The sequence below is a fragment of the Dictyoglomus sp. SSW genome (genome assembly GCF_055181335.1).
Genome location: NZ_CM143705.1, coordinates 756,601 through 782,485, shown reverse-complemented (window position 1 = coordinate 782,485; position 25,885 = coordinate 756,601). Strand labels below are relative to the sequence as shown.

The 25,885-nt window shown below is 32.0% G+C and carries 21 protein-coding genes; 6 read left to right on the top strand and 15 right to left on the bottom strand.

From position 1 onward, the window contains the following. Position 1 precedes the first annotated feature (1 nt). The 5 genes from ACY3JM_RS03660 to ACY3JM_RS03640 all read right to left on the bottom strand — a co-directional run bounded on the left by ACY3JM_RS03660 (position 2) and on the right by ACY3JM_RS03640 (position 5,820). A complete protein-coding gene (locus tag ACY3JM_RS03660; protein ID WP_463082536.1) occupies positions 2 to 949 on the bottom strand; it encodes an ABC transporter ATP-binding protein in 948 nt (315 codons plus the stop codon). Then, positions 942 to 1,922: an ABC transporter ATP-binding protein gene (locus ACY3JM_RS03655; protein WP_463082537.1), complete on the bottom strand. Its 981-nt coding sequence runs from the start codon at positions 1,920 to 1,922 to the stop codon at positions 942 to 944. Before ACY3JM_RS03655 ends, ACY3JM_RS03660 begins: the two co-directional genes overlap by 8 nt. A 4-nt stretch (positions 1,923 to 1,926) precedes the next feature. Next, a complete protein-coding gene (locus ACY3JM_RS03650) occupies positions 1,927 to 2,799 on the bottom strand; it encodes an ABC transporter permease (RefSeq protein WP_463082538.1) in 873 nt (290 codons plus the stop codon). A gap of 32 nt (positions 2,800 to 2,831) precedes the next feature. Continuing rightward, complete coding sequence (locus ACY3JM_RS03645) at positions 2,832 to 3,794, bottom strand: ABC transporter permease (RefSeq protein WP_463082539.1); 963 nt, start codon at positions 3,792 to 3,794, stop codon at positions 2,832 to 2,834. 82 nt (positions 3,795 to 3,876) lie between these two features. Then, the gene (locus ACY3JM_RS03640) at positions 3,877 to 5,820 is read right to left on the bottom strand and encodes a peptide ABC transporter substrate-binding protein (RefSeq protein WP_463082540.1); all 1,944 of its coding nucleotides are present in this window, start codon (positions 5,818 to 5,820) and stop codon (positions 3,877 to 3,879) included. 281 nt (positions 5,821 to 6,101) lie between these two features. On the opposite strand from ACY3JM_RS03640, the gene ACY3JM_RS03635 reads away from it, so the two are divergent. Next, complete coding sequence (locus ACY3JM_RS03635; protein ID WP_463082541.1) at positions 6,102 to 7,118, top strand: LacI family DNA-binding transcriptional regulator; 1,017 nt, start codon at positions 6,102 to 6,104, stop codon at positions 7,116 to 7,118. A 2-nt stretch (positions 7,119 to 7,120) separates the two neighbouring features. Here the strand turns inward: ACY3JM_RS03635 and ACY3JM_RS03630 are convergent, their stop codons facing one another. From ACY3JM_RS03630 to ACY3JM_RS03620, 3 genes are read right to left on the bottom strand one after another with little or no spacing between them, the layout of a single operon-like run. Further along, the gene (locus tag ACY3JM_RS03630; protein ID WP_463082542.1) at positions 7,121 to 8,014 is read right to left on the bottom strand and encodes a LiaF transmembrane domain-containing protein; all 894 of its coding nucleotides are present in this window, start codon (positions 8,012 to 8,014) and stop codon (positions 7,121 to 7,123) included. A 15-nt stretch (positions 8,015 to 8,029) separates the two neighbouring features. After that, the gene (locus tag ACY3JM_RS03625; RefSeq protein ID WP_463082543.1) at positions 8,030 to 8,416 is read right to left on the bottom strand and encodes a PspC domain-containing protein; all 387 of its coding nucleotides are present in this window, start codon (positions 8,414 to 8,416) and stop codon (positions 8,030 to 8,032) included. Positions 8,417 to 8,434: 18 nt separating this feature from the next. Further along, complete coding sequence (locus ACY3JM_RS03620) at positions 8,435 to 8,683, bottom strand: PspC domain-containing protein (RefSeq protein WP_463082544.1); 249 nt, start codon at positions 8,681 to 8,683, stop codon at positions 8,435 to 8,437. A 144-nt stretch (positions 8,684 to 8,827) separates the two neighbouring features. Between ACY3JM_RS03620 and ACY3JM_RS03615 the strand changes: the two genes are divergently transcribed. Beyond that, positions 8,828 to 9,340 (top strand): biotin transporter BioY, encoded by a 513-nt coding sequence (locus tag ACY3JM_RS03615; protein ID WP_463111738.1) that lies wholly within the window; start codon positions 8,828 to 8,830, stop codon positions 9,338 to 9,340. Here ACY3JM_RS03615 and ACY3JM_RS03610 read toward each other — a convergent pair. Continuing rightward, positions 9,329 to 11,482 carry a glycoside hydrolase family 130 protein gene (locus ACY3JM_RS03610; protein ID WP_463082546.1) on the bottom strand — a complete coding sequence of 718 codons (2,154 nt, stop codon included), beginning with the start codon at positions 11,480 to 11,482 and terminating at the stop codon, positions 9,329 to 9,331. The two genes, ACY3JM_RS03615 and ACY3JM_RS03610, sit on opposite strands and share 12 nt — an antisense overlap. 118 nt (positions 11,483 to 11,600) lie before the next feature. On the opposite strand from ACY3JM_RS03610, the gene ACY3JM_RS03605 reads away from it, so the two are divergent. After that, positions 11,601 to 12,692, top strand: a complete 1,092-nt coding sequence (locus ACY3JM_RS03605) for a CapA family protein (protein ID WP_463082547.1) — start codon at positions 11,601 to 11,603, stop codon at positions 12,690 to 12,692. Between the two features lie 4 nt (positions 12,693 to 12,696). Further along, a complete protein-coding gene (locus ACY3JM_RS03600) occupies positions 12,697 to 13,155 on the top strand; it encodes a hypothetical protein (protein WP_463082548.1) in 459 nt (152 codons plus the stop codon). Between the two features lie 5 nt (positions 13,156 to 13,160). On the opposite strand, the gene ACY3JM_RS03595 is transcribed toward ACY3JM_RS03600, so the two are convergent. The 3 genes from ACY3JM_RS03595 to ACY3JM_RS03585 are packed head-to-tail and all read right to left on the bottom strand — an operon-like array spanning position 13,161 to position 15,827. Beyond that, positions 13,161 to 13,787 carry a LysE family transporter gene (locus ACY3JM_RS03595; protein WP_463082549.1) on the bottom strand — a complete coding sequence of 209 codons (627 nt, stop codon included), beginning with the start codon at positions 13,785 to 13,787 and terminating at the stop codon, positions 13,161 to 13,163. Next, on the bottom strand, positions 13,774 to 14,196 hold the full coding sequence (locus ACY3JM_RS03590) for a GIY-YIG nuclease family protein (RefSeq protein ID WP_463082550.1): 423 nt from the start codon (positions 14,194 to 14,196) through the stop codon (positions 13,774 to 13,776). Before ACY3JM_RS03590 ends, ACY3JM_RS03595 begins: the two co-directional genes overlap by 14 nt. 2 nt (positions 14,197 to 14,198) lie before the next feature. Further along, positions 14,199 to 15,827 (bottom strand): permease, encoded by a 1,629-nt coding sequence (locus tag ACY3JM_RS03585; RefSeq protein WP_463082551.1) that lies wholly within the window; start codon positions 15,825 to 15,827, stop codon positions 14,199 to 14,201. 137 nt (positions 15,828 to 15,964) lie between these two features. Here ACY3JM_RS03585 and ACY3JM_RS03580 point away from each other — a divergent pair, with 137 nt between their 5' ends. Then, entirely contained in the window at positions 15,965 to 17,143 is a 1,179-nt protein-coding gene (locus tag ACY3JM_RS03580; protein WP_463082552.1) for an AGE family epimerase/isomerase, read from the top strand. Next, a complete protein-coding gene (locus ACY3JM_RS03575; RefSeq protein ID WP_463111737.1) occupies positions 17,133 to 18,374 on the top strand; it encodes an MFS transporter in 1,242 nt (413 codons plus the stop codon). Before ACY3JM_RS03580 ends, ACY3JM_RS03575 begins: the two co-directional genes overlap by 11 nt. Here ACY3JM_RS03575 and ACY3JM_RS03570 read toward each other — a convergent pair. The 3 genes from ACY3JM_RS03570 to ACY3JM_RS03560 all read right to left on the bottom strand — a co-directional run bounded on the left by ACY3JM_RS03570 (position 18,371) and on the right by ACY3JM_RS03560 (position 25,684). Then, positions 18,371 to 20,680: a glycoside hydrolase family 31 protein gene (locus tag ACY3JM_RS03570; protein WP_463082554.1), complete on the bottom strand. Its 2,310-nt coding sequence runs from the start codon at positions 20,678 to 20,680 to the stop codon at positions 18,371 to 18,373. The genes ACY3JM_RS03575 and ACY3JM_RS03570 overlap by 4 nt on opposite strands. 122 nt (positions 20,681 to 20,802) lie before the next feature. Next, positions 20,803 to 23,238: a GH36-type glycosyl hydrolase domain-containing protein gene (locus ACY3JM_RS03565; RefSeq protein ID WP_463082555.1), complete on the bottom strand. Its 2,436-nt coding sequence runs from the start codon at positions 23,236 to 23,238 to the stop codon at positions 20,803 to 20,805. A gap of 16 nt (positions 23,239 to 23,254) precedes the next feature. Then, entirely contained in the window at positions 23,255 to 25,684 is a 2,430-nt protein-coding gene (locus tag ACY3JM_RS03560) for a GH36-type glycosyl hydrolase domain-containing protein (RefSeq protein ID WP_463082556.1), read from the bottom strand. Positions 25,685 to 25,885: the final 201 nt, after the last annotated feature.

Below are 25,885 nucleotides of genomic sequence, written 5' to 3'. Positions count from 1 at the left end.
CCTATACTAAATGACATGCCACAAAATGTCCTGGAGAAACCTCCCTTAAGGCAGGTTCTTGTTTTCTACATGTTTCCATCACATACTCACATCTGCTTTGGAATCTACAACCTTGAGGCAAGTCTATAGGAGAAGGTACTTCTCCCTTTAATGCTGAAAATCTTCTTTGCCTTTCCCCATCTCTCGGCATCTTAGGTACAGAAGCAAGAAGAGCTCTTGTATATGGATGCAATGGATTTGTATATAATTCTTCCTTTGGAGCCATTTCTACTATAGTACCAAGGTACATAACAGCAACTTTATCAGATAGGTATCTTACCACTGCCAAGTCGTGGGATATGAAAAGGTAAGATATCTTAAATCTTCTTTTTAGTTCATAAAGTAGGGAAACAATTTGAGCTTGTATAGATACATCCAATGAAGAAACAGGCTCGTCTGCAACAATAAATTTAGGATTTAAAGCAAGAGCTCTTGCTATTCCTACTCTTTGCTGTTGACCCCCAGAAAATTCATAAGGAAAAGCATCTATTACCTCTCTACCTAAACCTACTATTTCAAGAAGCTCTTCTACCGCTCTTCTTCTTTCTTCTCTTGTTCCTATATTGTGAATTATTAAAGGATCTTCTATGTTTTGTCCGACTGTCATCATAGGATTTAATGAAGCTAATGGGTCCTGAAAAATTATCTGCATAAATCTCCTCTTTTGCCTTAACTCTTCCCCCTTAAGCTTCCTCAAATCAGCCCCATCAAAAATTATCTCTCCAGCATCTGGTTCAATCAGTCTAAGTATAGATCTACCTAAGGTAGATTTTCCAGAACCACTTTCTCCCACGAGACCTAACGTTTCTCCTTGTTCTAAAGAAAAAGATACATTATCTACTGCTCTCAAAAACTTCTTTTTAACAGGAAAATACTTTTTTAAATTTTTAACAACTAAAAGTTCAGGCATTGAATTTTCCTCCCTTCACTAAATGACATGCCACATAATGTCCATCTTCTACTTCCTTATATTCTGGCTCTACTTCTCCACATATATCTTGAGCATATGGACACCTTGGATGGAACCTACAGCCAGATGGGGGATTCACAAGGCTTGGTGGGTTTCCAGGAATAGGTCTTAATGAACCCTCTTTTGCATTTATATCAAGAGTAGATGAAATTAAACCTTGAGAATATGGATGTAATGGATTTCTAATAAACTTCTCAGTAGATGCATACTCTGATATCTTTCCTGCATACATAACCATTATTGTATCAGCAAAATTCATAGCCAGTGTAATATCGTGAGTAATAAATATTACACTAGTTTTAAATTCTTCCTTCATGTCAGAAAGAAGATTCAATATTTGGGCTCTTACTGTAACATCCAAAGCTGTAGTAGGCTCATCAGCTATAACAAGCTTAGGATTACATGCAAGAGCTATTGCAATCATAACCCTTTGTCTCATCCCACCTGAAAATTGGAATGGATAATCCCAAACTCTCGTCTTATATTCAGGAATTCCTACAAGCCTTAAAAGTTCGATAGCTCTATCCCTTGCTTCCTTATCAGACATTACTTTATGCCACAAAATAGGTTCCATTATCTGGATACCTACTCTCATTATGGGGTTCAAACTGGTCATTGGATCTTGGAAAACAATAGAAATATCTTTACCCCTTACTTGTCTCAGTTCTTCTTTATTTAGTTTCAATAAATCCTTACCATCAAAAATAGCTTCTCCATCTACTATTCTTCCATTTCTTTTAATAAGCCTTAAAAGAGAAAGAACCGAAACAGTTTTTCCAGATCCACTTTCGCCCACAATCGCAAGAGTCTCCCCATAATTTACCTTATAACTTATACCATCAACCGCTTTTACAACACCATCATATCTATCAAAATAGGTCTTTAAATTATTAACTCTTAATAGTTCTGCCATGGCTTTATACCTCACTCCTTGGATTTAATGCATCTCTTAAACCATCACCTACATATGTAAAGGCAAGAAGAGTAAGAGCAAAAGTAAGTACTGGGAAGATCACCATATGAGGAAATCCCATTATATAACCAATTCCAGCTCCAATCATATTACCCCAAGAAGGCATTGGTGGTCTTACTCCCATTCCAATTAAAGCAAGACCTGCTTCAATCCATATTCCATTTGGTATACCAAAGGCTAAACTTACAATAATTGGTCCTAACATATTGGGAAGTATATATTTTCTAATAATATACGATTCTTTAGCTCCTAAAGCTCTTGCCGCTTCAACAAATTCTGCATGTTTTAGATACATAACCATACCTCTTATTAAACGAGCCATTCCTGCCCATCCTGTAAGTCCAACAGCAACAAGAATTGTAAAAAGACCTCTACCCATAACAGTAACTAAAATAACGTTAAAAAGGAAAGTAGGAAACGCATACATTATATCTGTTATTCTCATAAGGAGTGTATCTATCATTCCACCTCTATATCCTGCGATAGAGCCTATTATTACTCCAATAATAAGTACCACTATTTGGGAACCAAAACCCACTAACAGAGCATTTCTCATAGCATATAAATTTCTACTAAACATATCTCTTCCAAGGTCATCAGTACCCCACCAAAATTTGGCACTCGGCTTTTCAAAAGTATGAGCATAGTGGGGTTCATCATAAGGATAGGGAGCAATCCATGGGGTAAATATGGAGACAATTATTATTATGATAATATAGATTAATCCAGCAACTGCCATTTTATTTCTTTTAAATCTTCTCCAAGCAGAACTCCAATAGCTTGATCTTTTAACCTTTCTATTTATTGCAACTTCCATTTAGTAAAAACCTCCTTTTTCCTTTGAGCCTTTTATTCATATTTAATTCTTGGATCAAGAAATGCATATATAATATCAACCAACAAGTTCATTGACATTACAGAAAGAGAAAGGATAAAAGTAGATGTTACCAATAATGGATAATCTCTCATAGATGCAGCATTAACAAAGAGCTGACCAAGTCCAGGCACCCTAAATAGGTTTTCAATCCATACAGTACCTGTAAACAAAAAAGCAAGTTGAGGTCCAATAATAGTAACAATTGGAATCAAAGAGTTTCTTAAAGCATGTCTCATAATAACTGCTCTATCAGGTCCGCCTTTTGCATAAGCAGTTCTTATATAATCCTGATTAAGAACATCTAAAAGACTTGATCTCATAAATCTTGCAATTACTGCCATAGGACCTAAACCGACAGCTATAACGGGCATAATCATTTGTTTTGGAGATTCCCATCCCGATGAAGGAAGCCATCTTAACCAAACACTAAAAACAAGTACCATAATAACTCCAATCAAATAAGCTGGAATGATACTTCCAAGCATAGAGAAGAACATAGAAACATAATCTATCCATGTATTTCTTTTAAGAGCAGCAATAATTCCAAGAGGTATTCCAACAAGTACTGCAAGAGCCATAGATAAGATAGCAAGAGTAAAAGTAACTGGGAATCTTCGTGCAATCTGAACCTCAATAGGCTCATTAGGATTTGAAAAAGAAGGACCAAACTTAAATCTAAATGCATCTTTCAAATAATTCCAAATCTGTTTCCACAAAGGTACATTTAAACCATATTTTTCTTCAAACCCTTTTATTAAAACTTGCAATTGCTCAGGAGTTAATGTTGCAACTTTACCTGCGCTTGCCTGGAACTGAGCAATATTGAAAAAATCACCAGGTGCAAGCCACATAAGAATATATGTGATAATAATTACCACAACAATTGAGACAAAAATAGTAAAAAGCCTACGTATTATATACTTTATAAGCCCCATACTTTACCTCCTTTTAATAACAATTTAAAAAAGGGGAGGGCAATTATCCCTCCCCCTATTCTATCAAAAACTTAATCTATTTTTAATCCTTGAGATTTAGATATTTGAAATTGAAGAATCCAGGACCCCAAGAGAACTTATAGAGCATCAAACCTTCAAGTTTTGGATTCTTTACCCATTGAGCCTTTGCAAGATAAACTGGCACCATGTAGTATCTATCTTGCATACCCTGTAATGCATAATGGGCAATCTTAACTGCTTCACTAAATGGTCTATTTATAGCTCTAAATCTCCATCTATATGCTTGCTTACTTTCCTTGGAAAGGTTAAGATACCAGTTTTGGAATATTTCTTGCCCTGTAATTTCTCTTCCAGCAAGTCTCCAATAATTTGTCTTCTCTTCCTTTGTCTTTGCTGCCTTCCATTTTTCATATAATTCATCAAAACGCTCAAACCAGGTTGGTTTTCTTGCAATATCTTCTTTCCAAAGTTTTTCAGGTTCACTATCTACGATCTTCTTCCAAGTTTCATATAATGTCTTCCTCTTCTCAAGAAGTGGTGCCCAATCTGCCTGTGTTAAACCCCCATCTTTTCTTAACCAAGCATCATTTTCTTGGTTAAGCTCATGATATCTCTTCCTTGCAGAAGTTGGGAAGTCATAGAACCATATTGTATGATCAGAGTTCTTAAAGAGAGCTCCAATTTCCAAGTTGTTCATTGGGGCACCTATTACAGTAAATCCTGCCTTAGCATCTGGTGAGAATGATGGCCATACATAAGAGTTCCAATAAAGTCCAGACTCTACGTTTTCTATTATAACATTTATACCAAGATTCTTTTTCCATTGATCTACTATAAATTCTACAACAGGATCTCCGCCACCAGTTATGTAGAATACAAGAGTCTTAAGTCCTTTTCCTCCTGGATATCCTGCTTCAGCAAGTAGTTGTTGTGCCTTCTTTACATCAAATGGAATTGCCTTCATTTTGTCTCCTATTGGGTTACCATCTGGCCAATACTTGGCAAGAGGCAATGCCCTACCACCAAGTACATCTTTACAGAGTTTTTCTCTATCTATTGCCATTGCGAGAGCTTGTCTTAATTTAAGATTGTCCATTACAGGATCAAATCCACGAGACCATTGATAACCATTCCAGAAACAATCCATTACATCCTCATGAAATTCCTTGGAAAGTTTTGGATCTGCCATGACAAACCTATATTCTGCAACGTTTCCTATCATTGCTGCATCAAGCTCTCCTGCCATGTATTGTTGAAGTCCAAGTCCTCCGAACTTAAGCACAATCTTATCTACATTACCAGTTTCACCTACATATTTTGGATTTTTGACTAATACCATATCTTTACCAGGTGTCCATGATACTGGTATATATGGTCCATTTACTACTATTTTCCCGGGTCTCCACCAATTCTGTGGATCTGCCTCTACAGACTTCCTGTGAATTGGTACTCCCTGTGCTACGCAGAGCCATTCTTTCATATCGTATCTTGGTACATCAAGTCTAATTTCTAAGGTGTAATCATCAAGAGCTTTTACTCCAAGTTTACTTGGATCTTCCGCACCACTTTTTACTGCCCAGAAATTCTCAAAAAACTGAAGTGGTCCTGCCCACGCAGGTAAATCTTGAATCTTTGGACTTGCATAATATCTGAAAGACCACTCAAAATCTTTTGCTGTTACTGGATCTCCGTTAGACCATCTCTTATCTTTTCTTAATTTAAAAGTCCATACTTTATAATCTTTTGAAACCTTATAGCTTTGAGCAATAACAGGTACTACCTTTACTCCACCAAGTCCCTTAGGATCTGGTGCATATCCAAATAGACCTTCAAATATTGTACCTTGAGCTAATATATGTTGGGCTTGCCAATAGTAAGGAATTAATCCTGGTGTATCCCAATAAGGCAAGCTAACGACTTTTTCTTTTTGTCCACTTACCACTCCAGAAAGAAGAAGAACAGAAATCAAAACTAACAAGATAATTAAACCTTTTTTGTTACGCATCTAATCACTCCTCCCCCAAAAAGATTAAAGGTTCATTAAAGAAAAACGTTTTGAGAATTTGTTTTTGCTTAAATATCACCTCCTTAGCTCGCTGTGAATATTTTCAAAATAATTTTATCTTAAACTAATTTTTTTTGTCAATAGAATTTTAAGAAAAAATTAAGAAAATTACATTACTTTAAAGATTTCTATCTGAAAAAAACTTATTATTTTCAATTTGCTATAATTATTGTAAAGTTTGTATAATATCATACAAAAAAATAAAAAGGGGTGAAAAATAATTGAAAAAAGTAAAGATAAACATAAGAGACATAGCAAAACTTGCAAACGTATCAGTAGCAACTGTTTCAAGGGTTATTAATGGAAGTCCTAATGTTAGTGAAAAAACAAGAAAAAAAGTATTAAAAATTATTCAAGAATATGACTACCATCCCAGTGCTTTTGCTCAAAAATTATCAAAAGCGAGAACTCAAATTGTTTCTCTCATTATCCCATATGAAAGAGGGTTTATTCTTTCAGACGCCTTCTTTCCTCCTTTGATTAAAGGAATAACAGAAATATTAGATAGAAATGAATATAATATTATGTTATCAATGCTTGAAACACCCTATATTCCAGAAAAATATATATCTTTATATAAACAGGGTGTAGTAGATGGCTATATATTAGCAAACGTGAAAAAAGACGATCCTTTTCCTGAAATGTTATATAATGACAATATACCTTTTGTAAGTGTTGGCAAAGTTTCATCAAAACTTAAAAAATATCCATATGTAGATACTGATAACGTAAAAGGAGCATATGATGCCACTATTTATTTCTTAGAAAAAGGTCATAAACGTATAGCCCTTCTTAAAGGAAATAACACTCATAGCTTTATACAAGAAAGATATGAAGGCTATATTTTAGCATTAAAAAGATATGGAGTTAAACCTGATCCAAAATTAATAGTTGAAGAAAGCTTAACTATTGACGGTGGCTACAAAGCTATGAAGAAACTTTTAAAACTTGAAAATCCACCCAGTGCTGTGTTAGCTTGTAGCGACTACATGGCAATAGGAGCTATAAATGCTGCTATAGAAGAAAATTGGGAAGTACCAGATGATATATCCGTAATTGGTTTTGACGATCTATATATAGATGCAAGAATAGATCCACCTCTTGCTTCTGTAAGACAGGAAATTGAAGAGATGGGTCAAGAATCAGCAAGACTCTTCTTACATATTCTTGATAATCCTAACGATTACGAACCCAAAATTATACCAGCTACTTTTATATGGAGAAAATCCGCCGGATAATGTCAGATAATATCTTTTTCCTCTGAAATAATCTTTACATTACCTACACCAGCTTTAACCCTTAAATGTATTATTTCTTTACTGCTTTCTTTTCCTTGTTCTATATTCTTATCCACTGTTACCTTTCCAATTCCAGCTTCTGTTGTAAGATCTAAAACACTACCTTTTGGAATATATACACTTATATTACCTACTCCACCTTCTACTTCTACATAACAGGATCTCTTGGGTAAAAAAATTTTTATATTGCCTACTCCACCTTTCACTTCCAAATTATTTAACTTAAAATTTCTCATATCTAAGGTGCTATTTCCAACGCCTGAATTAAATACAAGATCTATATTAGTATTAGAATTGATTTCTATGTCTACTTCATCTAATTTACCTATTCTTCCAAAAAAAGGAATCTCTCTATCAAAATCTTCAAAATTAAGACATAAACTCAAACTACCATTTATTTCTTCATCTTTTACTTTATTAATCTTAAAACCTGTATTAGAATTTATATATATCAGATCTCCTTTATTATCTTTCTCAAAACCTCTTAACAATACATTTCTGTTACCAACAGAAATACTTAAACTAATAGATTTTAAATTCTCTCTAAAAGGATACCTCCATTCTCTATAAAAATTATGGCCTCTGTTCCTAAAATATTGACTACTATAAGGAGAGAAAAAGATTATTAGTATAACTAAGCCGATAATTATCAAAACTAAAACCCAACCAAACCATCTCTTTTCTCCTAATATTAAATCAAGTCCCCAAAAAATAAATATTAACGGCCAAAATCTAAGAAAATCTTTTAAATAGAACCTGATTATTTCTATCTCTGATAATAACAATAACACTCCTATTAATATCAAAAAAATTCCAAATATGGATACTCTTCTCATAATCTTTTCCTCCTTTTATTTTTTGAACATCAATAAAAATCCTATGATTATAAGAGTTAAAGCCAAAACAATATTAAAAGATATGGTAAAAAAGTTAAAAGTTTTTCCCAAAAAATAAACTCCTATAGCAAGAAGAATCCAACCTAAAAGTTCATTTTTATGAGCATATATATCCTTTCTTTCTAATTCTCCATCTTCCTGTGATCCTTCTTCATACCATGGAGCTTCTGGTATAACTATTGCACAAAGAAGGTATAAAAGAAAACTAAAAGGACCCAATATTAAGATGGAAAATATAAAAATTAGTCTAATAATAACTGGATCTATACCCAAATACTCACCTATACCACCACTTACACCAAGAAAAACCCTATTTTTTTTGCTTCTATAAAGTCTCTTCATTTTTAAAATCCCCCTTTCTTATAGATGTTGAATTGGCCCAGAAGGTGTTATATCATCATGTTCATTCTTCTCAGAAATATCAGGTTCTTCCGGTATTATAAGAGCAGAAAGAAAATATACTACAACAAGGGAAAAATTGAAGGCTATCAAAAAGAAAATAAAAATAAGCCTTATTATTGTTGGATCAATATTCAAATATTCTCCTATACCACCACATACACCAAGTATAACTCTGTTTTTCTTACTTCTATATAATCTTTTTTCCATAAATTTATCACCTCCTCTACATATAATACGAAGAAATATTAAAAAAGGTTGCCTTTTAATTAAGTTTTAAGAAAATTTTAACAATAACTCAAATTTCTCTTTTTAAAATATGTAGCAAAAATAAGAAAGGTAAGGTGATGGGTGTTGAATTATAAAAAGATACCAGTTTTGAGCTTAGGTTTAGCATTACTTATCTTGGGAAGTTATTTAAGTTTTTATCTACCCTTTACTTCAGTCCCATTTACTCTACAAGTATTATTTTTGTTTTTAATAAGTCTTTTCTTTTCACCTATGGAAACTTTCTATATTGTTTTCTCTTACCTAATATTAGGAGGTTTAGGGATTCCTGTATTCGCTGGAGGAAGAGGAGGCCTAAATATCCTTTTTGGAGCTACAGGAGGATATCTTTTTGGGTTCTTATTGGGAGGTATAACCATTTCTTTATTAAAAAGATATTCTGAGATCTTAGCCCTTATCTTTGGTATTTTTGTAATTTATTTATTAGGAAGCATGTGGCTTTCTATTGCTATAAAAATACCATATACAAAAGCAATCTTAACAGGAGTATTACCTTTTATACCCTATGACTTATTAAAAGGTATCATAGCACTAACAATATGGAACAAATTAAAAACTCACATAAAATCAAATAGTTAACTTCGCCAATATTTCTTCGGGTATAAGATCAGATACTTTTATTTCAGCAAGAGCCATAACTTCATCTGCACTACCATAATATATCAAAAGTTCATCGTCTAATTCTAAAATTTCATTGGAATCTTTGCTCTTTGGTACAACACCACAGGTAAATACCACATTAGGGACCCAACCAGTAGTTTCATATAGTTCTTCAGGTTGAAGAATAGGCTCTGATGATCTATATAAAATTTTTTCTGGATCTTCAAGAGATGTTAGTACAACTCCCAAACCATAGGCTCTTCTTCCCATCCAATTACCAACCCCATGATAAATATGAATCCACCCAAAACGTGTCTTTAGAGGTGGGGCTCCTGCCCCAATCTTTATACTATCCCAAGTATTAGGAGAAGGCATCAAAAAGGTTTTACCAACTTTTATACTTTTAGCTTTAAGCTCATCTGTATAAAGTATCTGCATATCAGGAGGTATTCTATGAATAAGAGCTACTTTCTTATCCAAAAGTTCTGGGAAAATTGTTACAAAATCATCCTCTTCTCTTTTACCATTTGAAAATTCCCTATTTCTTTCATTTACAACATAAAGTACTGCATCTTTATCTTCTAAGTACTTAAATATCGGGCCATTTCTCACCCAAGCATTATTCCATTCTTCAAAACTTTTAAATTTCTTTACCCCATCCAAAAAAGTATTTAAAGGTATCTTTGCCATAGCAAGCTGTACCACATCTCCATAAGCTGTATAGGTCATATATAACCAATCATCAATGAGAGTAATTCTTGGATCTTCAGTACCTCCTACCTCTCTAATCATTCCAAATGTTCTCTTCTGCCATTTTCTACGCTGTTCTGGCTTCTTTGGCATTTCATATTCTTCCTTAGGACCAAATATAGGATAGTCAAGTCTTCCTTCTTCTTTATAACCATCCTTTGACCACCACAATCCAATGCGAGAAACCCCATCTTCTCCCAAAGCTCTATAAAGCACATAAATAGTTCCATTAATTCTAATAGCTCCAGCATTATAAACTAACCTTTCCCATTTTATCTTCTTTCTGTTTATGTTTAAGTAAACATTTGGTCTTGCTCTAAATAATGGATTATTCTGAAATCTAATAGCCTTTTTAGATGCTCTATATTGGGGTGGTTCTAATAGTTCTCTAAAGATAAATAAAAATTGACTACCAACAAGTTCAGGAGAATGAGCATAGGCAAATGCTCTTGATGTACCGAGAATTATATCTCTTAGGTTTTTATTTTCAAATAATAGTTTTATTTTGTAAAAAAGATCATCTTTATTTTTAAACCTCAAAACACCTGTATAAAGCTCGGTTTTTGATATTCCCTTTATTTCTGTCCTTTCTTTACCATCAAATTTTATGGCTTCATTGTATAAAAAATTATTAAATATCTTATATTTTATAACGAGAGGTGTCCCCCAACCTATAAGTTTATAAACCTCAAAAGGTTCCACTTCATCTCCTCCATCCATAATAACCATTTCGGAAGCTCCCACGATTTGCAAATCATCATCCCATATTCCACCTAATATAACAGAATCCACATTAAGCTTATTTTTAGCAACAAATTTTTCAACCTTCAACTTCCTTTCATAAGTAGAAACTAAAACAACAATATAAAGATTTAATAAACTTTTTACATAAGAAAGATAAAATAGGACATTCTCAAAAGAATAATCGCCCATTACAAGAATTATCCTTTTATCTTGAGGAAATCCCAACTTTTCTCTTGAGATCTCCAAATTCTTTTTAAAAACAGGATAAGAAGGAAATTTTACCAAATATATATTTTTAGGCAAATATTCTTCCCAAAAAAAGGAAATAATTCCATCCCACTTATGTCTCCATATAGGATGATCAGAATTTTTAATTGTTTTAGGATAATTTAAAAAAAGAGTTTTTCCTTTAACATTTCTAATCTCTTCTAATAACATTCGCCATGGAATATGATCCTTAGGACTATCAACAATTAGATATATCTTAGAATTTATATCCCTAATTTTATAGTTATATTCAATTTCTACATTAAATCCTTCTTCTTTCCAATAATCAACTACTGGAGTTAAAAAATCATGAAACCCTAATAATGTTATTTTATCTCCCTTTCTTAATCCTGCCATCATAATACCTTCAACTCCTCCATCAAGTCTTTCTCTAATTCATTCCAAAGGATTATATTAATAGAATCTATAAAAAAATCAAGCCAAAAAAGTTACAAAAAAATCATGTATAATATTAAGCATGTGGTTAGAAATTATTTACAAAAGATTAATAAAAATCCTTCTTTTTTTATTTGTCATTGTTTACTTTACCCTTTCCAATACCTACGAAGAGGAATTTAAAAATCTATCCTTAGCTTTTGCAGGGGATCTTTTTCTCCAAAAACATTTATCAAATTCTTATTATGATCCATCAAGCAAGAAATATTATTTTCCTCCTGATATATTTGAAGAAATAGAGGAATATATTAGAAAAGATTTTTCTTCCATTGTGATTGATACTCCTATTGCCTCAAATATATTTCAAGTATCAGGTTACCCCCTATTTAACGCTCCAGTAGAAATTTTAGATCTTCTTAAAAAAAGTGGATTTAATATTATGATTCTGTCAACAAATCACATATTTGATAAGGGTGAAATAGGACTAACAGCTACAATAGAGAATATAAAAAAGAGAGGATTATATTATGTGGGTGCATATACCTCAGAAGAGGACAGTAAAAATTTCCTTGTTTTATCTAAAAACGGCATAAAAGTAGGAATTCTTGCATATACATTTAGCATCAACGGTTTTAGTTTACCTAAAAACAAAGAATATATGGTTAATCTCATAAATGAGGACAAAATCAAAGAAGATATAAGAAAGATAAAGAATTTAGTTGACTTTACAATCATTTATCTACATTGGGGATACATAGAATACTCTGAAAAACTTGAATCCTATCAAAAATCGCTTGCTAAAAAAATAATATCATGGGGTGGAGACTTGATAGTAGGAAGTCACCCCCATTCAGTAAGACCTTACGAGAAGATAAATGGAAAATGGTGTTTTTATTCATTGGGGAATTTTTTCACAGACCAATATGGACTAAATATACCTCAAGTAAAATTTGGATTAATATTAAATATAACATTGAACAAGTATAAAAATAAAACCTTTATCATTAGAAAAGAGATAATACCTATATTCATTTCAAAGACCACAAAGGATAAAAATAATCCTCATAGATATAAGGTTATAAAAGCAGAGAAAATAACTAATTTGACATATGTAGAATCTGATTCTAAAATATACCTAAAAAAAGTCCTTAATTATATATCGAAAGGGGAATAAATTTATGAGAGAAAAAGCTATGGCTATCCTTTTAATATTTATAGGTCTCCTTTTGCTCCTAAGTAATTTTGGGATTCTTTCAGGAAATCTCTTCCTTTTAATTATTAGTGCCATATTTTTGTTTTCATATTATAGATTTAACAGAAATATAGGATTTCTCATTCCAGGATGTATCTTATTAAGTATAGCTTTATTTAATATTTTACAATCCCTATACACTATCAACCCTGTATATATCATTTCATTTATAGGATTTGGATTTCTAATGATTTTCTTTATTCATTCATCTAAAAAAGAGTACTCCTATGCAGAAAAGTACTGGTCTATATATCCAGGAATCATCCTTATCTCTTTTGGTATCATACTAGGCTTAATATCAAAATCTCCAGAATATATAAGATATTTATTCCCCATACTTCTTATAATTATTGGAGCTTTACTACTTTTTCGTTCTATAAAATAATCAGTTTATCCTAATATTACATATTTCAAAAAGTAGACACTAAAGAAAATAAGAGAAAAAGATGCTAAATACAATATAATCTTGTATAATTTATTCCAAAGAGGAAGGGCTAAACCTTGTCCTACAAAGCCAATAAAAATATACCATACAAAATCAGAAAAGATATGGCCCACATAAAAACTTAAAATTCCCAACATAAAAAAACTCCTTGCTTGTCCGAGAAAAGTTACCCCTACTGTAACCCACCATATCAGCCAATAAGGATTTGATAAAGAAACAAGAGCTCCGGCTAAAGGAAGGGGAATTTTTATAGGATCAGAATTCTTTAGCTCTAAACTACTTTTTTTAATAAGTGATATAAATAGAGATATACCCATATAACTCAAAAATATACTTCCTAAAAAAGTAAAAATTTTTAAAAAAGTCGGATCTTGAAGAAAAGGTTGTAAACCTAAGAGCAGAAGTATAATAAGAACAGCTTCCAACATAGCATGCCCAAAAACTATTTTGATAGAGTCCTTCCAACCTTTAAGGCTACACTGTGTAATTACCATTGTCATCATAGGACCAGGAGCTGACGCCCCTGAAAATCCTACTACAAAACTAGTGATGAATAAATTAAATACAACCATTCTTCACACTCCATTCTATATTTAATCTTCTAAAATACTTCTTCATATTATCTAAAAAATTCTCTTCCACTTTTATAAGATGAGAATCACATTTACAGTCTGATGATCCAAAGCGAGGAACTTTCTCTCCATCTATCAAAGATGCAATCTTACATTCCCATTCTTTACAAAGATGATCATTATATAAGGCTTCTCTTACTCTAACAAAAGGAGATTCCAATAGATAGTCAATATGCCAATATAATTTTTTATTTTTACTAAGATGCCTTTTTATTCTTTTCTCCATACTATTTTGTGCTGATCCTACATAGATATAAAGGCCCCTATTAAATTTTATAACTCCAAGTCGCCCTACCCTACACTCTATATCTTTTTCTACCTCAACAACCAAAAGATATATTCCTTTCATAATTAAATTCTAATAACCTTATAAGAATTTGGTTCCAATCTGATTTTCATTTCTTTATCCTTATTTACTAATGTTACCTCAGTTCTATAGGATAAAAAGGACTCTAAAATACAATAACCATTATCATACAAAAACATTCCTATTTTTTCATCTCCTTTGAAATAAATACCTAATTTATTCAAAAATATTTTTCTTATTTCATTAAGTACCTCTATGGGTAACAGATAAATATCTGAATAATTATCGGGAATATTTAAAACATAGATCCTTCCCTTTCCATAAAAATCTCTGAGAAGAATAGGAAAATTATTTTCTCCATTAATTCCTACAATTATTGGCCAAGAAGAATTAGTGTGATACTCAATAATCGGGAAAATAATTTCCTTACGAGAATATACATATTTACTAAAACCAGTCATAGCAGGATCTATAGCAAATAAACTTAATAATACTTTTTTATCTGTATATTTTATTGATGTAAAATCCTCCATATTTCTACCCAATCTTCTCAAAAAACCAGATGTAATGATCACATCTCCACCACTAAGAAGAAAACTTTTTATTTTATTTAAAATTTCCTTATCTTCAGCAGAATTTTCAGGTAAAAATAAAATATTTGCATCATTTGGAAAATAAGGTGTAGGATCAAAGGGTATCCCAATCATTCCTAAATAAGAAGAGAGATGATTTTCACCATCAGAATGAAATGGATGATAAACCTTAACACCAATTGGGTTTCCTAACTCTGAAAGATATTCATCCAATTTCTCAAGCTCTAAGGAAAGGGAAGGAATAAAAGTTGATCTCCTTAAAGAACTAAAATCAAAAAGAGTAATTTCTTTAGCTTTAGAGAAAAGAGTAAGATGCGCTTGTTCTATATACTGATTTAAGTTACATTCAAAAGAATCAAACCATCCTCCTTTATTTTTCCCAGGCTTCACATTTTCGAACCATCTCATTAAATAATAACTTAAGTAACGAGGAAGATGTTGTTGTGTATATTTAGGATCTCTTGTCTCTGTCCCGGTATATAACTCATCAAAAATATCTTTTTGAGATTCAGGATTATAACCATTTTGATGATATGAATCTATCCAATTAGGATATTTTATAATCATATTAACCCTTGGATTTACTTTCTTAGCTGGTCCTACCACATAATTTTGAGATATCTCCGCCATTAAGTTAAGTCTATATTCTTTCCATGATAATTTTCCTTTTCTTTCTATACATTCAGGACAAGAACAACTTGTAAAATAAAAATCATCAAGAATAACCTCATCAAAAATTGAAGCAGTATACTCTACAATTTCTCTTAACCTATTTTTCAATATTTCGTTGGAATAACAAAATGTATGAAAAATTCTCAAATCATGAACCAGATCACCAGGAAGATCTATCGTAGTTGTGATTCCTCCCGATGTTTTAATTCCCTTTTTATCAAAAAACTCTTTTATTTCAAGAATTTTCTCCATAGGAACATCATCCTTTCCTCTATGAGTTTCCAGATATACTTTATTTATTTTTAAGTATCTTTCAAAAAAAGCAAAATCTTCCTCCAATTCTCTTAAAGAAACTTTATTTAAAAATGGGGCAGTACAATATATGGCCAGAGAAAAATTCTTATACATACTTAACCTCCCACAAATTCATAAATAAAATTTAAAATTTATTATTTCGTTATTATATTATTGAAAATAATTACCCACAATATATAATAGTGAATAAAATTTATATAGATAACTTACTTTCACTGAGGAGGAAAAAAATGGATTTAAAAAAAGTAAAAAATGAGGTAAAGAAACACCTTACAGAGAAAATTATACCTTTTTGGACAAAACTCATGGATAAAGAAAATGGAGGATACATAGGATATGTTTCTTTTGATTTAAAGAAAGACCCTTACGCTCACAAAAGCTTAGTTTTAACTACAAGAATATTATGGTTTTTTTCTGCTGTATACAATCTTACAAAAGAAGAAGATATTATTCCTTATATGAATCACGCTTACAACTTCTTAATACAAAAGTTTTGGGACCATAAAAACAAAGGTTTTTATTGGATGGTAGACTACAAAGGAGATCCTGTTGACAAAAGAAAACATATATATGGGCAAGCTTTTAGCATCTACGCATTATCAGAATTTTATAAATCCACAAAAAAGGATGAAGCTCTTAATATTGCATTGGAAACTTATAACCTCATAGAGGAAAAGTGTAAAGATGAATATGCTTATATAGAAGAGTTTGATGAATATTGGAATCCAAAGGAAAATAAAGCTATCAGTGAATATGGAGTAATAGCTGAAAAAAGCATGAATTCCCTACTTCATATATTGGAAGCTTATACTAATCTTTATACAACATGGCCTAATGAGAATCTTAAGAAAAATATAGAAAATCTTGTAATAATTTATAAAGATAAGATTATTAACCCAGAGACAAAACATTTAGGTGTTTTTTTTGATAGAAAATTGATTCCTATAATTGATGCCATTTCATACGGACATGATATTGAAGCAACCTGGTTATTAGATGAAGCTTTAAAATATATTGATGATACTAACCTTAAAGAAGAGATTAGTAGAATAACCTTAGAGATTGCTGAAAAAGTGTTAGAAGAAGCCTTTGAAAATGGTAGTTTAATTAATGAGAAAGTAAGAAATATCTTAGATAAAAGTAGAATTTGGTGGGTTGAAGCAGAAGCCTTAGTTGGTTTTTTAAATGCATATCAAAAATCAAGGGAAGAAAAATTTTTAAATGCAGTAATAGTACTTTGGGAATTTATTAAAAATTATATGGTAGATCAAAGAACAGAAAGTGAATGGTTCTGGAAGCTTGATGAAAATTATATTCCAGCTCCTATGCCTATAGCAGAACCCTGGAAATGTCCTTATCATAATGGAAGAATGTGTATAGAAGTAATAAAAAGAATAGATGGAGACTAATCTTTTTAGAGCATTAAAGAGCAGAAATTACAAGTTATATTTTACTGGTCAAGCAATCTCTCTTATTGGCACATGGATCCAATCTACAGCCTTGAGTTGGTTAGTTTATAGATTAACAAATTCATCAGTTTTATTAGGCACTATTGCTTTTTTATCCCAAATACCTAATACCTTTTTATCACCGATTATAGGTGTATTTTTAGATAGATTTAGTAAACATAGAATTCTCATAATAACCCAATTTTTACTTATGTTACAAGCTTTTATTTTATCTATTCTCACTCTTACAAATCAAATTCAAATTTGGCATATTCTTCTATTAAGCCTTATTTTAGGTATTTTTAATTCTATTGATGCTCCTACAAGGCAATCCTTCGTTATGGAGATGGTGGAAAGAGAAGAGGATCTAAGTAATGCTATTGCATTAAACTCCTTTTTATTTAATAGTGCTCGCTTAATAGGGCCAAGCATTGGAGGTTTTCTTATTTCATTTCTTGGGGAAGGAATATGCTTTACGATAAATGCAATTAGTTATTTAGCAGTTGTTATTGCTCTACTTTTCATGAGAGTAAAACCAATAACCTCAACAAGAACTTCCCATCTCGTTTCTGAACTAAAAGAGGGATTTTACTATGTCTTTAAAACATTAGTAGTAAGACACATTTTAATATTTATTGCATTATCAAGTTTACTTTCAGCAGTCTATAGTGTATTATTACCTATCTTTGCAAAAGATATACTGCATGGAGGCCCTGAAACTCTTGGAATACTAACTAGCTCAATAGGTGCAGGAGCGCTTTTTGGCGCTATATTCCTTGCAGGAAGGCAAAAAATAAAGGGTATTGAAAAAATTATAGCCCAATCTTTTGGTACAGCAGGTTTAGGCCTTTTAGCTTTTTCCTTATCAAGAAATTTATATTTATCCCTTTTATCATTATTCATAACTGGATTAAGTTTTATGCTTATTAGTGTTTGTAGTAATACATTAATCCAATCTATTATTGATAACCACATAAGAGGGAGAGTTATGAGTATCTATGTAATGTTCTTCATGGGAGCTATGCCTATCGGTAGTTATTTAGGAGGATACCTATCCAAGTTCGTAGGCCCAGTGTACACAATCCATTTAAGTAGTGTCTTATGTTTCGCATCTTGCATCTTGTATACTCATCGTCTCATCTCATTGAGATCCTATATTTATGAAATATTAGAAAAGAAACACCTAAATTAAGTGATTAAAAACTCTCCTTCTTTAAGTTCAAAACTAAACTCTTTTTTAAAAGTTTTAACAATAATCTTCTTTATAGAACTCTCATATCCCTTCTTTAAAAATTTTATACCTAAATATTGATTACCATCTTTCATAAATGTATAAAATTCAATCAAATTGAACTCTCCCTTTTCATAATTCCATGAGACTCCATCATCTTCATAATACAAAAACTTTCCTTCTCCTTGAGTAATTTTTAAATAAAGATTTTCTTGTTTCTTTTCTCCCACATAATTTTGCACATTCCACATAGGAATAATACTTCCCTCTTTTAAGAATAAAGGAATCCTATTTAAAGGAGCAAAAACTTTTATAATACTTCCCCCTCTATACCTTTTTCCAGTATAAAAATCAAACCAAAAACCCTTAGGAAGATATACCTCTCTTTCTCTTTTGCCCCTTAGGTATACTGGAGCTACAAGGATAAATGGACCAAACATAAATTCATCCTCATGAGATAAAACTTCTTCATCTTGGAATTCTAAAATAAAACTCCTAATTAATGGAATACCCTTTTCCTTTGCCTCATAAAACAAAGAATAAATATAGGGAATCAATTGGTACCTAAGATTAATATATTCTTTAGTAATTTTTTCTATTTCTTCTCCAAAACTCCATGGTTCTTGATCTCTTGTATTCTTAGCAGTATGTATCCTAAAAAAAGGATAGAAAACACCCAGCTGAATCCATCGTATAAAAAGCTCTTTCTCACAATCTCTCCAAAAACCCCCCACATCTTCACCAACAAAAGGAACTCCAGAGATCGATAAATTTTGAAGAGTTACTATACTGGAATAAAGATTCTCCCATGTACTTTTGTTGTCACCACACCACACTGCTGAATATTTCTGTATACCTGAAAAGCCAGCTCTACTCAATATAAAAGGTCTTACCTCTTTATTAATCTTTCTAAACCCCTCAAAAGTTGACTTTGTCATCAAAAGCCCATAAACATTATGTACTTTATTATGTATAAAAATTTCATCATCACCATGTACTACATCTTGAGGTAATGTCTTTTCTTTTATTTGCTTAATTCTTTCTTCAAAATTTTTAGCCTTAAATGGATCTGGAGGTTCTTTAAAATGAAAAACATGAAACAATAATTTCATCATGTAATAGCCAAATTTAGAAAAATTGGAGGGTTCATTCATGTCATTCCAAAAACCATATATACCGTTGTCTATAAACCATTTATGTTTTTCGCCCCACCATTTTCTAACCTTCTCCTTGAAAAAATCTGGGAATACTGTTTTCCCAGGCCATACATACCCTACAAAAATTTCTCCCGTTCTTTTCTTGCAAAAAAGTCCATCCTTTAACCCTTCAATATAAATCTTATACTTTTTATCTACCTTTATCCCAGGATCTATAATAATAACAACCTTAAAGCCTAATTTTTTTAAATCCTCAATCATCTTTTCAAAATTAGGAAACCTTTTTCTATTAACCGTAAATACCCTATAACCTTCCATATAATCAATATCTAAATATAAAGCATCACATGGAATATTCTTTTTTCTAAACAATTCAGCAATTTTATAAACCTTATCCTCTGAATCATAACTCCATCTGGATTGGTGTAAACCTAAAGACCATAAAGGGGGCATATAGCACCTACCTGTAAGATAAGTATAATTCTCTATAACTTCCTTAGGTGAAGGGCCGAATATAAAATAATAATCTAATTCATCATCTTCGGTAAAAAAATAATAGTAATTTTTACTTTCAAATCCCATATCAAAATAACTAAAAGCTGTACTATCATAAAAAAGCCCATAACTCAAATCTGAGTATGCAAGAAAAAAGGGATGGGATTGATACAATGGATCTCTCTCAAATTCATGATTTGGCTCATCTGTATTCCAGTTTATAATCTTTTTACCCTTTTTATTAAGCGACCCCAACCTTTCTCCAAATCCAAGAAAAGCTTTCTCTCTTCCCATCTCTTTATATGAATATATACCATTCCCTTTCTTAACATAACCCAAATCCATATAATCAGAGATTATTAAATTACCTTTCCTATCATATATTTGTATTTTACTTGGATTTTTATATATCCTAATATCCAAATCTGAAGTTAAAAAATAATGAGCCCTATTGTCCTCCCTATGTTCACAGTCGACTTCTTTAAATTTTTCCAGGTTAACGCAAAAAGAATAATTCTTCTTCCAAATTCTATCTTTTGAGAAATGAAATCTCACTATTTTGGAGGTTATAAATTCAATCTTGAGAAGTTCATTATTATATTCAACAATCTCCATATTCGTTAAATACCCCCTAAGGATATTCTTTGTAGTTTAGTTTAATATATTTTATAAAAAATAAAAAGGGGAGAAAATTATACTTTCTCCCCTTTCATTCAATAATCTTATTTATTGACCAATTAACCCATTTCTACTGTTACCTGATGAATTTTTCCATCATTAAAAACAGGTAATAAATTCCCTTCTATCTCTTTTCCATCCAATAATATTCTTTTAATACCTTTCGAGACTCCTTTACTATTTTCTATCTTTATATCATACACAGCACCCCTGAATTTTCTAACCACTCTAAATTCTTTCCAATCAGGAGGGATACAGGGATCTATTCTGAGACCATCATAATCCGGTCTTATACCCAATACAAATTGGGATATTAACACAAAAGCCCAAGATGCAGTACCAGTAAGCCATGAATTTTTACCTTCCCCATGTCTTTTAGCATCTTTTCCAGCTACCATTTGACAATACACATAAGGCTCCATTTTATGGATCTCACTTTCATCCTCAAAATATGCGGGTGTAATCTTCCTATATACCTCAAAGGCTCTTTTTCCTCTACCTATTACCGTCTCTCCTATACCTACCCAAGGATTATTATGGCAAAATATTCCTGCATTTTCCTTGTATCCTGGTGGATAAGAAGAGATCTCGCCCAATTCTATATAATATCTGGAATAAGCTGGCTGTTGTAAAACCATACCATATTGGGTATCTAAATACTTAATACAAGAATCTAAAGCAGATATAGCTCTCCCATCTTCTACTCCAATTCCTGCCATAGTACATATACCTTGAGGTTCAATAAATATCTTTCCTTCTTCACATTCTTTGCTTCCTACTTTTCTACCAAAGTAATCATAGGCCCTTAAAAACCATTCTCCATCCCATCCATACTTGTTAATCGCTTCAATCATTTGCTTTCTTGCTTCTTCAGCCCACTTAGCCTCTTCTTCCTCTCCCATTGCTTTACACATTCTTATATAATCTGGTGTAGCATATACAAAAAGCCCTGCTATAAATACTGACTCTGCAGTACCACCTTCTACATTAGAGGTAGTCTGGAAAGATTCATCAGGGGTTTTTGAGAAACAATTAAGATTAAGACAATCATTCCAGTCTGCTCTTCCTATAAGAGGCAAACCATGTGGTCCTAAATTATTTGTTACATGATGATAAGCTTTCTTAATATGTTCAAATAGTGTACCTTTCCTATTCTCATCATTATTATAAGGAATTATTTCTTTTAATATATTAAAATCCCCAGTCTCTTTTATATAAGCTCCTGTGGAAAGAATAATCCACAAAGGATCATCATTAAAACCACTTCCTATATCATTGTTCCCTCTCTTTGTCAATGGTTGATATTGATGATAACAACTCCCATCTTCAAACATAGTTGAAGCAAGATCCAAAATTCTCTCCCTTACTCTATTTGGAATCATATGAACAGAACCTAAGATATCTTGATTTGAATCTCTAAAACCTATTCCTCTACTTATTCCTGATTCAAAATATGATGCGCTTCTTGCCACATTAAAGGTAATCATACATTGATACTGATTCCATATATTAACCATCCTTGAAAGAATTTCATCATCATGATTAATTTGATATTTTGATAATATCTCGTCCCAATACTCTTTTAATTCTAAAAAGGCATTATCAACAGATTTTACATCTTTAAATCTTTCTATCATTTCATAAGCTCTTTTCTTGTTAATTACCCCTGGCCTTTCCCATTTTTCCTCATCAGGATTTTCAACATAACCTAATATAAATACAAAATCCTTAGATTCCCCAGGTTCTAAATTAACCTCAATATAATGAGATGCAATAGGTGCCCATCCTTCTGCCACTGAGTTAAATGCCCTTCCTTCAACAACAGCTCTTGGTTCATCAAAACCATTATACATACCTATAAATGTATCTCTGTCTGTATCAAAACCCTGAATTGGAACATTTACAGAATAAAAAGCAAAATGATTTCTTCTCTCCCTATATTCCGTCTTGTGATATATGACTGATCCTTCTACTTCTACTTCACCGGTAGAAAGATTTCTCTGAAAATTAGTTTGATCGTCCCAAGCATTCCATAGACACCATTCCACAAAAGAAAATAGCTTTAAATATCTCTTAGTATTAGAATTATTTTTTAATGTCAATTTATGTATCTCACCATTAAACCTCAAAGGTACAAAAAAAAGTATTTCAGCCGAAATTCCGTTCTTCTCCCCCAATATCTTTGTATATGATAGTCCATGCCTACACTCATATTTATCTAAATCCTTCTTCGTGGGCTTCCATGATGGATTCCAAAAATCTCCATCTTCCCAAATATAGAAATATCTTCCACCATTATCCAAAGGTACATTATTGTACCTAAATCTTAATATTCTTCTAAGCCTTGCATCCTTGTAGAAACAATAACCTCCTGCTGTATTTGAAATTATGGAAAAGAAATCCTCAACCCCCAAATAGTTAATCCAAGGAAACGGAGTTTGAGGGGTTGTTATAACATACTCCCTATTTTTATCATCAAAATATCCAAATCTCATTTTTAATTCTCCTCCTTTATCCCATAATTACTATTATCTCATTATCATCTTTCAAATCTTCTTCTAAAATAAAATTACCCTCAACCTCTCTTCCATTGAGGTTAATAGCTTTCACACCCTTCTGTACCCCATTTGGATTTTCCACTTTAATCCTCAATTTTTTACCCCTAAAGACTTTCTCTATATAAAATTCTTTCCAATGAGATGGTACACAAGGATCGATCACTATACCGTCATAATCAGGCTTAATTCCAAGTATTCCTTCTACAGCAGCTACCATCATGCTGGAGGCAGTACCAGTTAACCAATGAACATGTGCTCTCCCATGATAAGGACTATCCTTTCCTTCCACAAACTGACAATGGACATAAGGCTCTGCTTCCCTTATCTCTGCTTTATCATTCATATTGGCTGGATTTACTTCTTGATAATATTTGAAGGCTCTATCTCCATTACCAAGAATGGTCTCTGCTTTTATAAGCCATCCTTGGGGATGGCAGAAAATTCCTGCATTTTCCTTCATACCTGGATTGAAGAGAATCATTCTAAATACAGGAAATCCCCAAGTCCTTACAGGTGGATACATAATCATAGCTCCATAGTCAGTATTAAGTATTTTTTCCACATTATCCATTGAAATCTTTGCTTGTTCTTCTGTAGCCACCCCACTTAATACAGCCCAAACCTGTGGATTAAGCCAGAAACTCGCCTCATTGTTATTCTTAGACCCTATAACTTCATCTCCTATAAATCCTCTTACAAACCTGTCTCCTTCCCAAGCATATTTCTGTATGTTTTCATATAATTTAAGGGCTTCCTTTTCAGCCCATTCTACATCTTCTTTTTTACCTTTTCTTTCAGCAAACTCAGCAAATATCTTTAGTGCAAGATACAATTGCATGGATGCAAAAACTGTCTCTCCTTCTTCCCCAAGTCTTAAAGTATCATTCCAATCAGCATCTAATCCAAAAGTCAATCCGTGCTTACCTAATTTACTAAGAGAGAATAAAATACCTTTTCTTAAATGTTCATATACTGTATCTTCCCCATAATCAGAATAAGGTATTACTTCATCCAAAAATGCCAAATCTCCAGTTTCTTTAATGTATTGCCTTATGGTAATATACAGCCACAAATGGTCATCACATCTATATTCAGTGTATCCAGTTCTCTTTACATAATACGGATTATCCAATGATAAGCCTTGATTAGGTTTAATCTCATAATCAAAAAATACTAAAGGCAAAGCTACCCCTTTAGATGTTTGTCCCGCTAACATAAGTCTTAACCTTTTCTTTGCCTCTTGTGGTTCAAGATGAATTATTCCTTGTATATCTTGTACAGTATCTCTATATCCGTATCCATCCCTTTGCCCCACATAAATCATAGAGGCAGCTCTTGACCAGAAGAAAGTAATAAAACATTGATATGCATTCCATATATTAACCATAGTATCGAAGTTCTCGTCTGGAGTCTTAACTTTAAAGCCTTCAAGTTTTGATTGCCAATAATTCTTAAGTTCATTCCACTCCTTTTCAACTATACCTTTTTCTTTATATTTTGCCATGACCTGTCTACCTGTAGCTTCTGCTCCTTGACCAAGTACATATATTACTTCTCTTTCTTCTCCTGATTCTAAATCCAAAACAACTTGAGTACCAGCACAACTATTTTTACCATAATTTAGACTATTACTACACATTCCTCTTTCCACTGCAATAGGATTTGAGTAATCTCTATAACTTCCTATAAATATGTCTCTGTCACCATCATAAGAAACAACTTTCTCTCCAATCACTCCAAAAAATCTGTTAAATCTTCTACCACTTATTCCTTCTTCTTGAGGTATAACTCTACCAATCTCTGAATAATTTTCATTTATTGTCTGTATTATAAGATTATCTTTATAATAGGTTTTAGATATATAAAGGGTATATTGCATATTTACTAAATCTTGCGTTTCATTGGGTTCATTTGTAAATTCTGCATAACTAAAAAGGGAAATCTTTCTTCTTCTTCCACTATTATTTCTAACTTTTATTGCCCATACTTCATATAGTTCATTTAAGGGGACATAATATAAGGTCTCAGTTTCTATACCATCGTATTTTGAAGTTATAATCGTATAAAGAATACCATGTCTACATATAGATTCATACTTTGATAAATCTTTTTTTACAGGAAGCCAAGATGCGGACCAATAATCTCCATTCTCCATATCCCTAAGATATATATATCTTCCAGGAGCTGTGGTAGGTGGAACATTGAATCTTCCTCTTAATATTCTTCCGCTTGCCCCTGATTTGACGAAACTATAACCTTGAGCGTTATTAGTAATAATAGCTCCATATTCTAAAGATCCAAGATAATTAGTCCATTCCCTCGGAGTATCAGGCCTGGTAATAACATATTCTTTTCTCTCACTATCAAAATAGCCAAATCTCATGAATAAACCCCCTTATCTATTTAATTTTTCATAAACTTTATTAAGAAACCAGTTATAATTTCATCAAGAAACTTTTACTTAATATGTATAGTACAGACTTAGATAGCATATGTCAATAAGGGTATTAAACTAATTATAAAAAAGGCTGGAAAGATAATTTAATATCCTTCCAGCCCTTAAAAAATACCTTTTATAAAATTA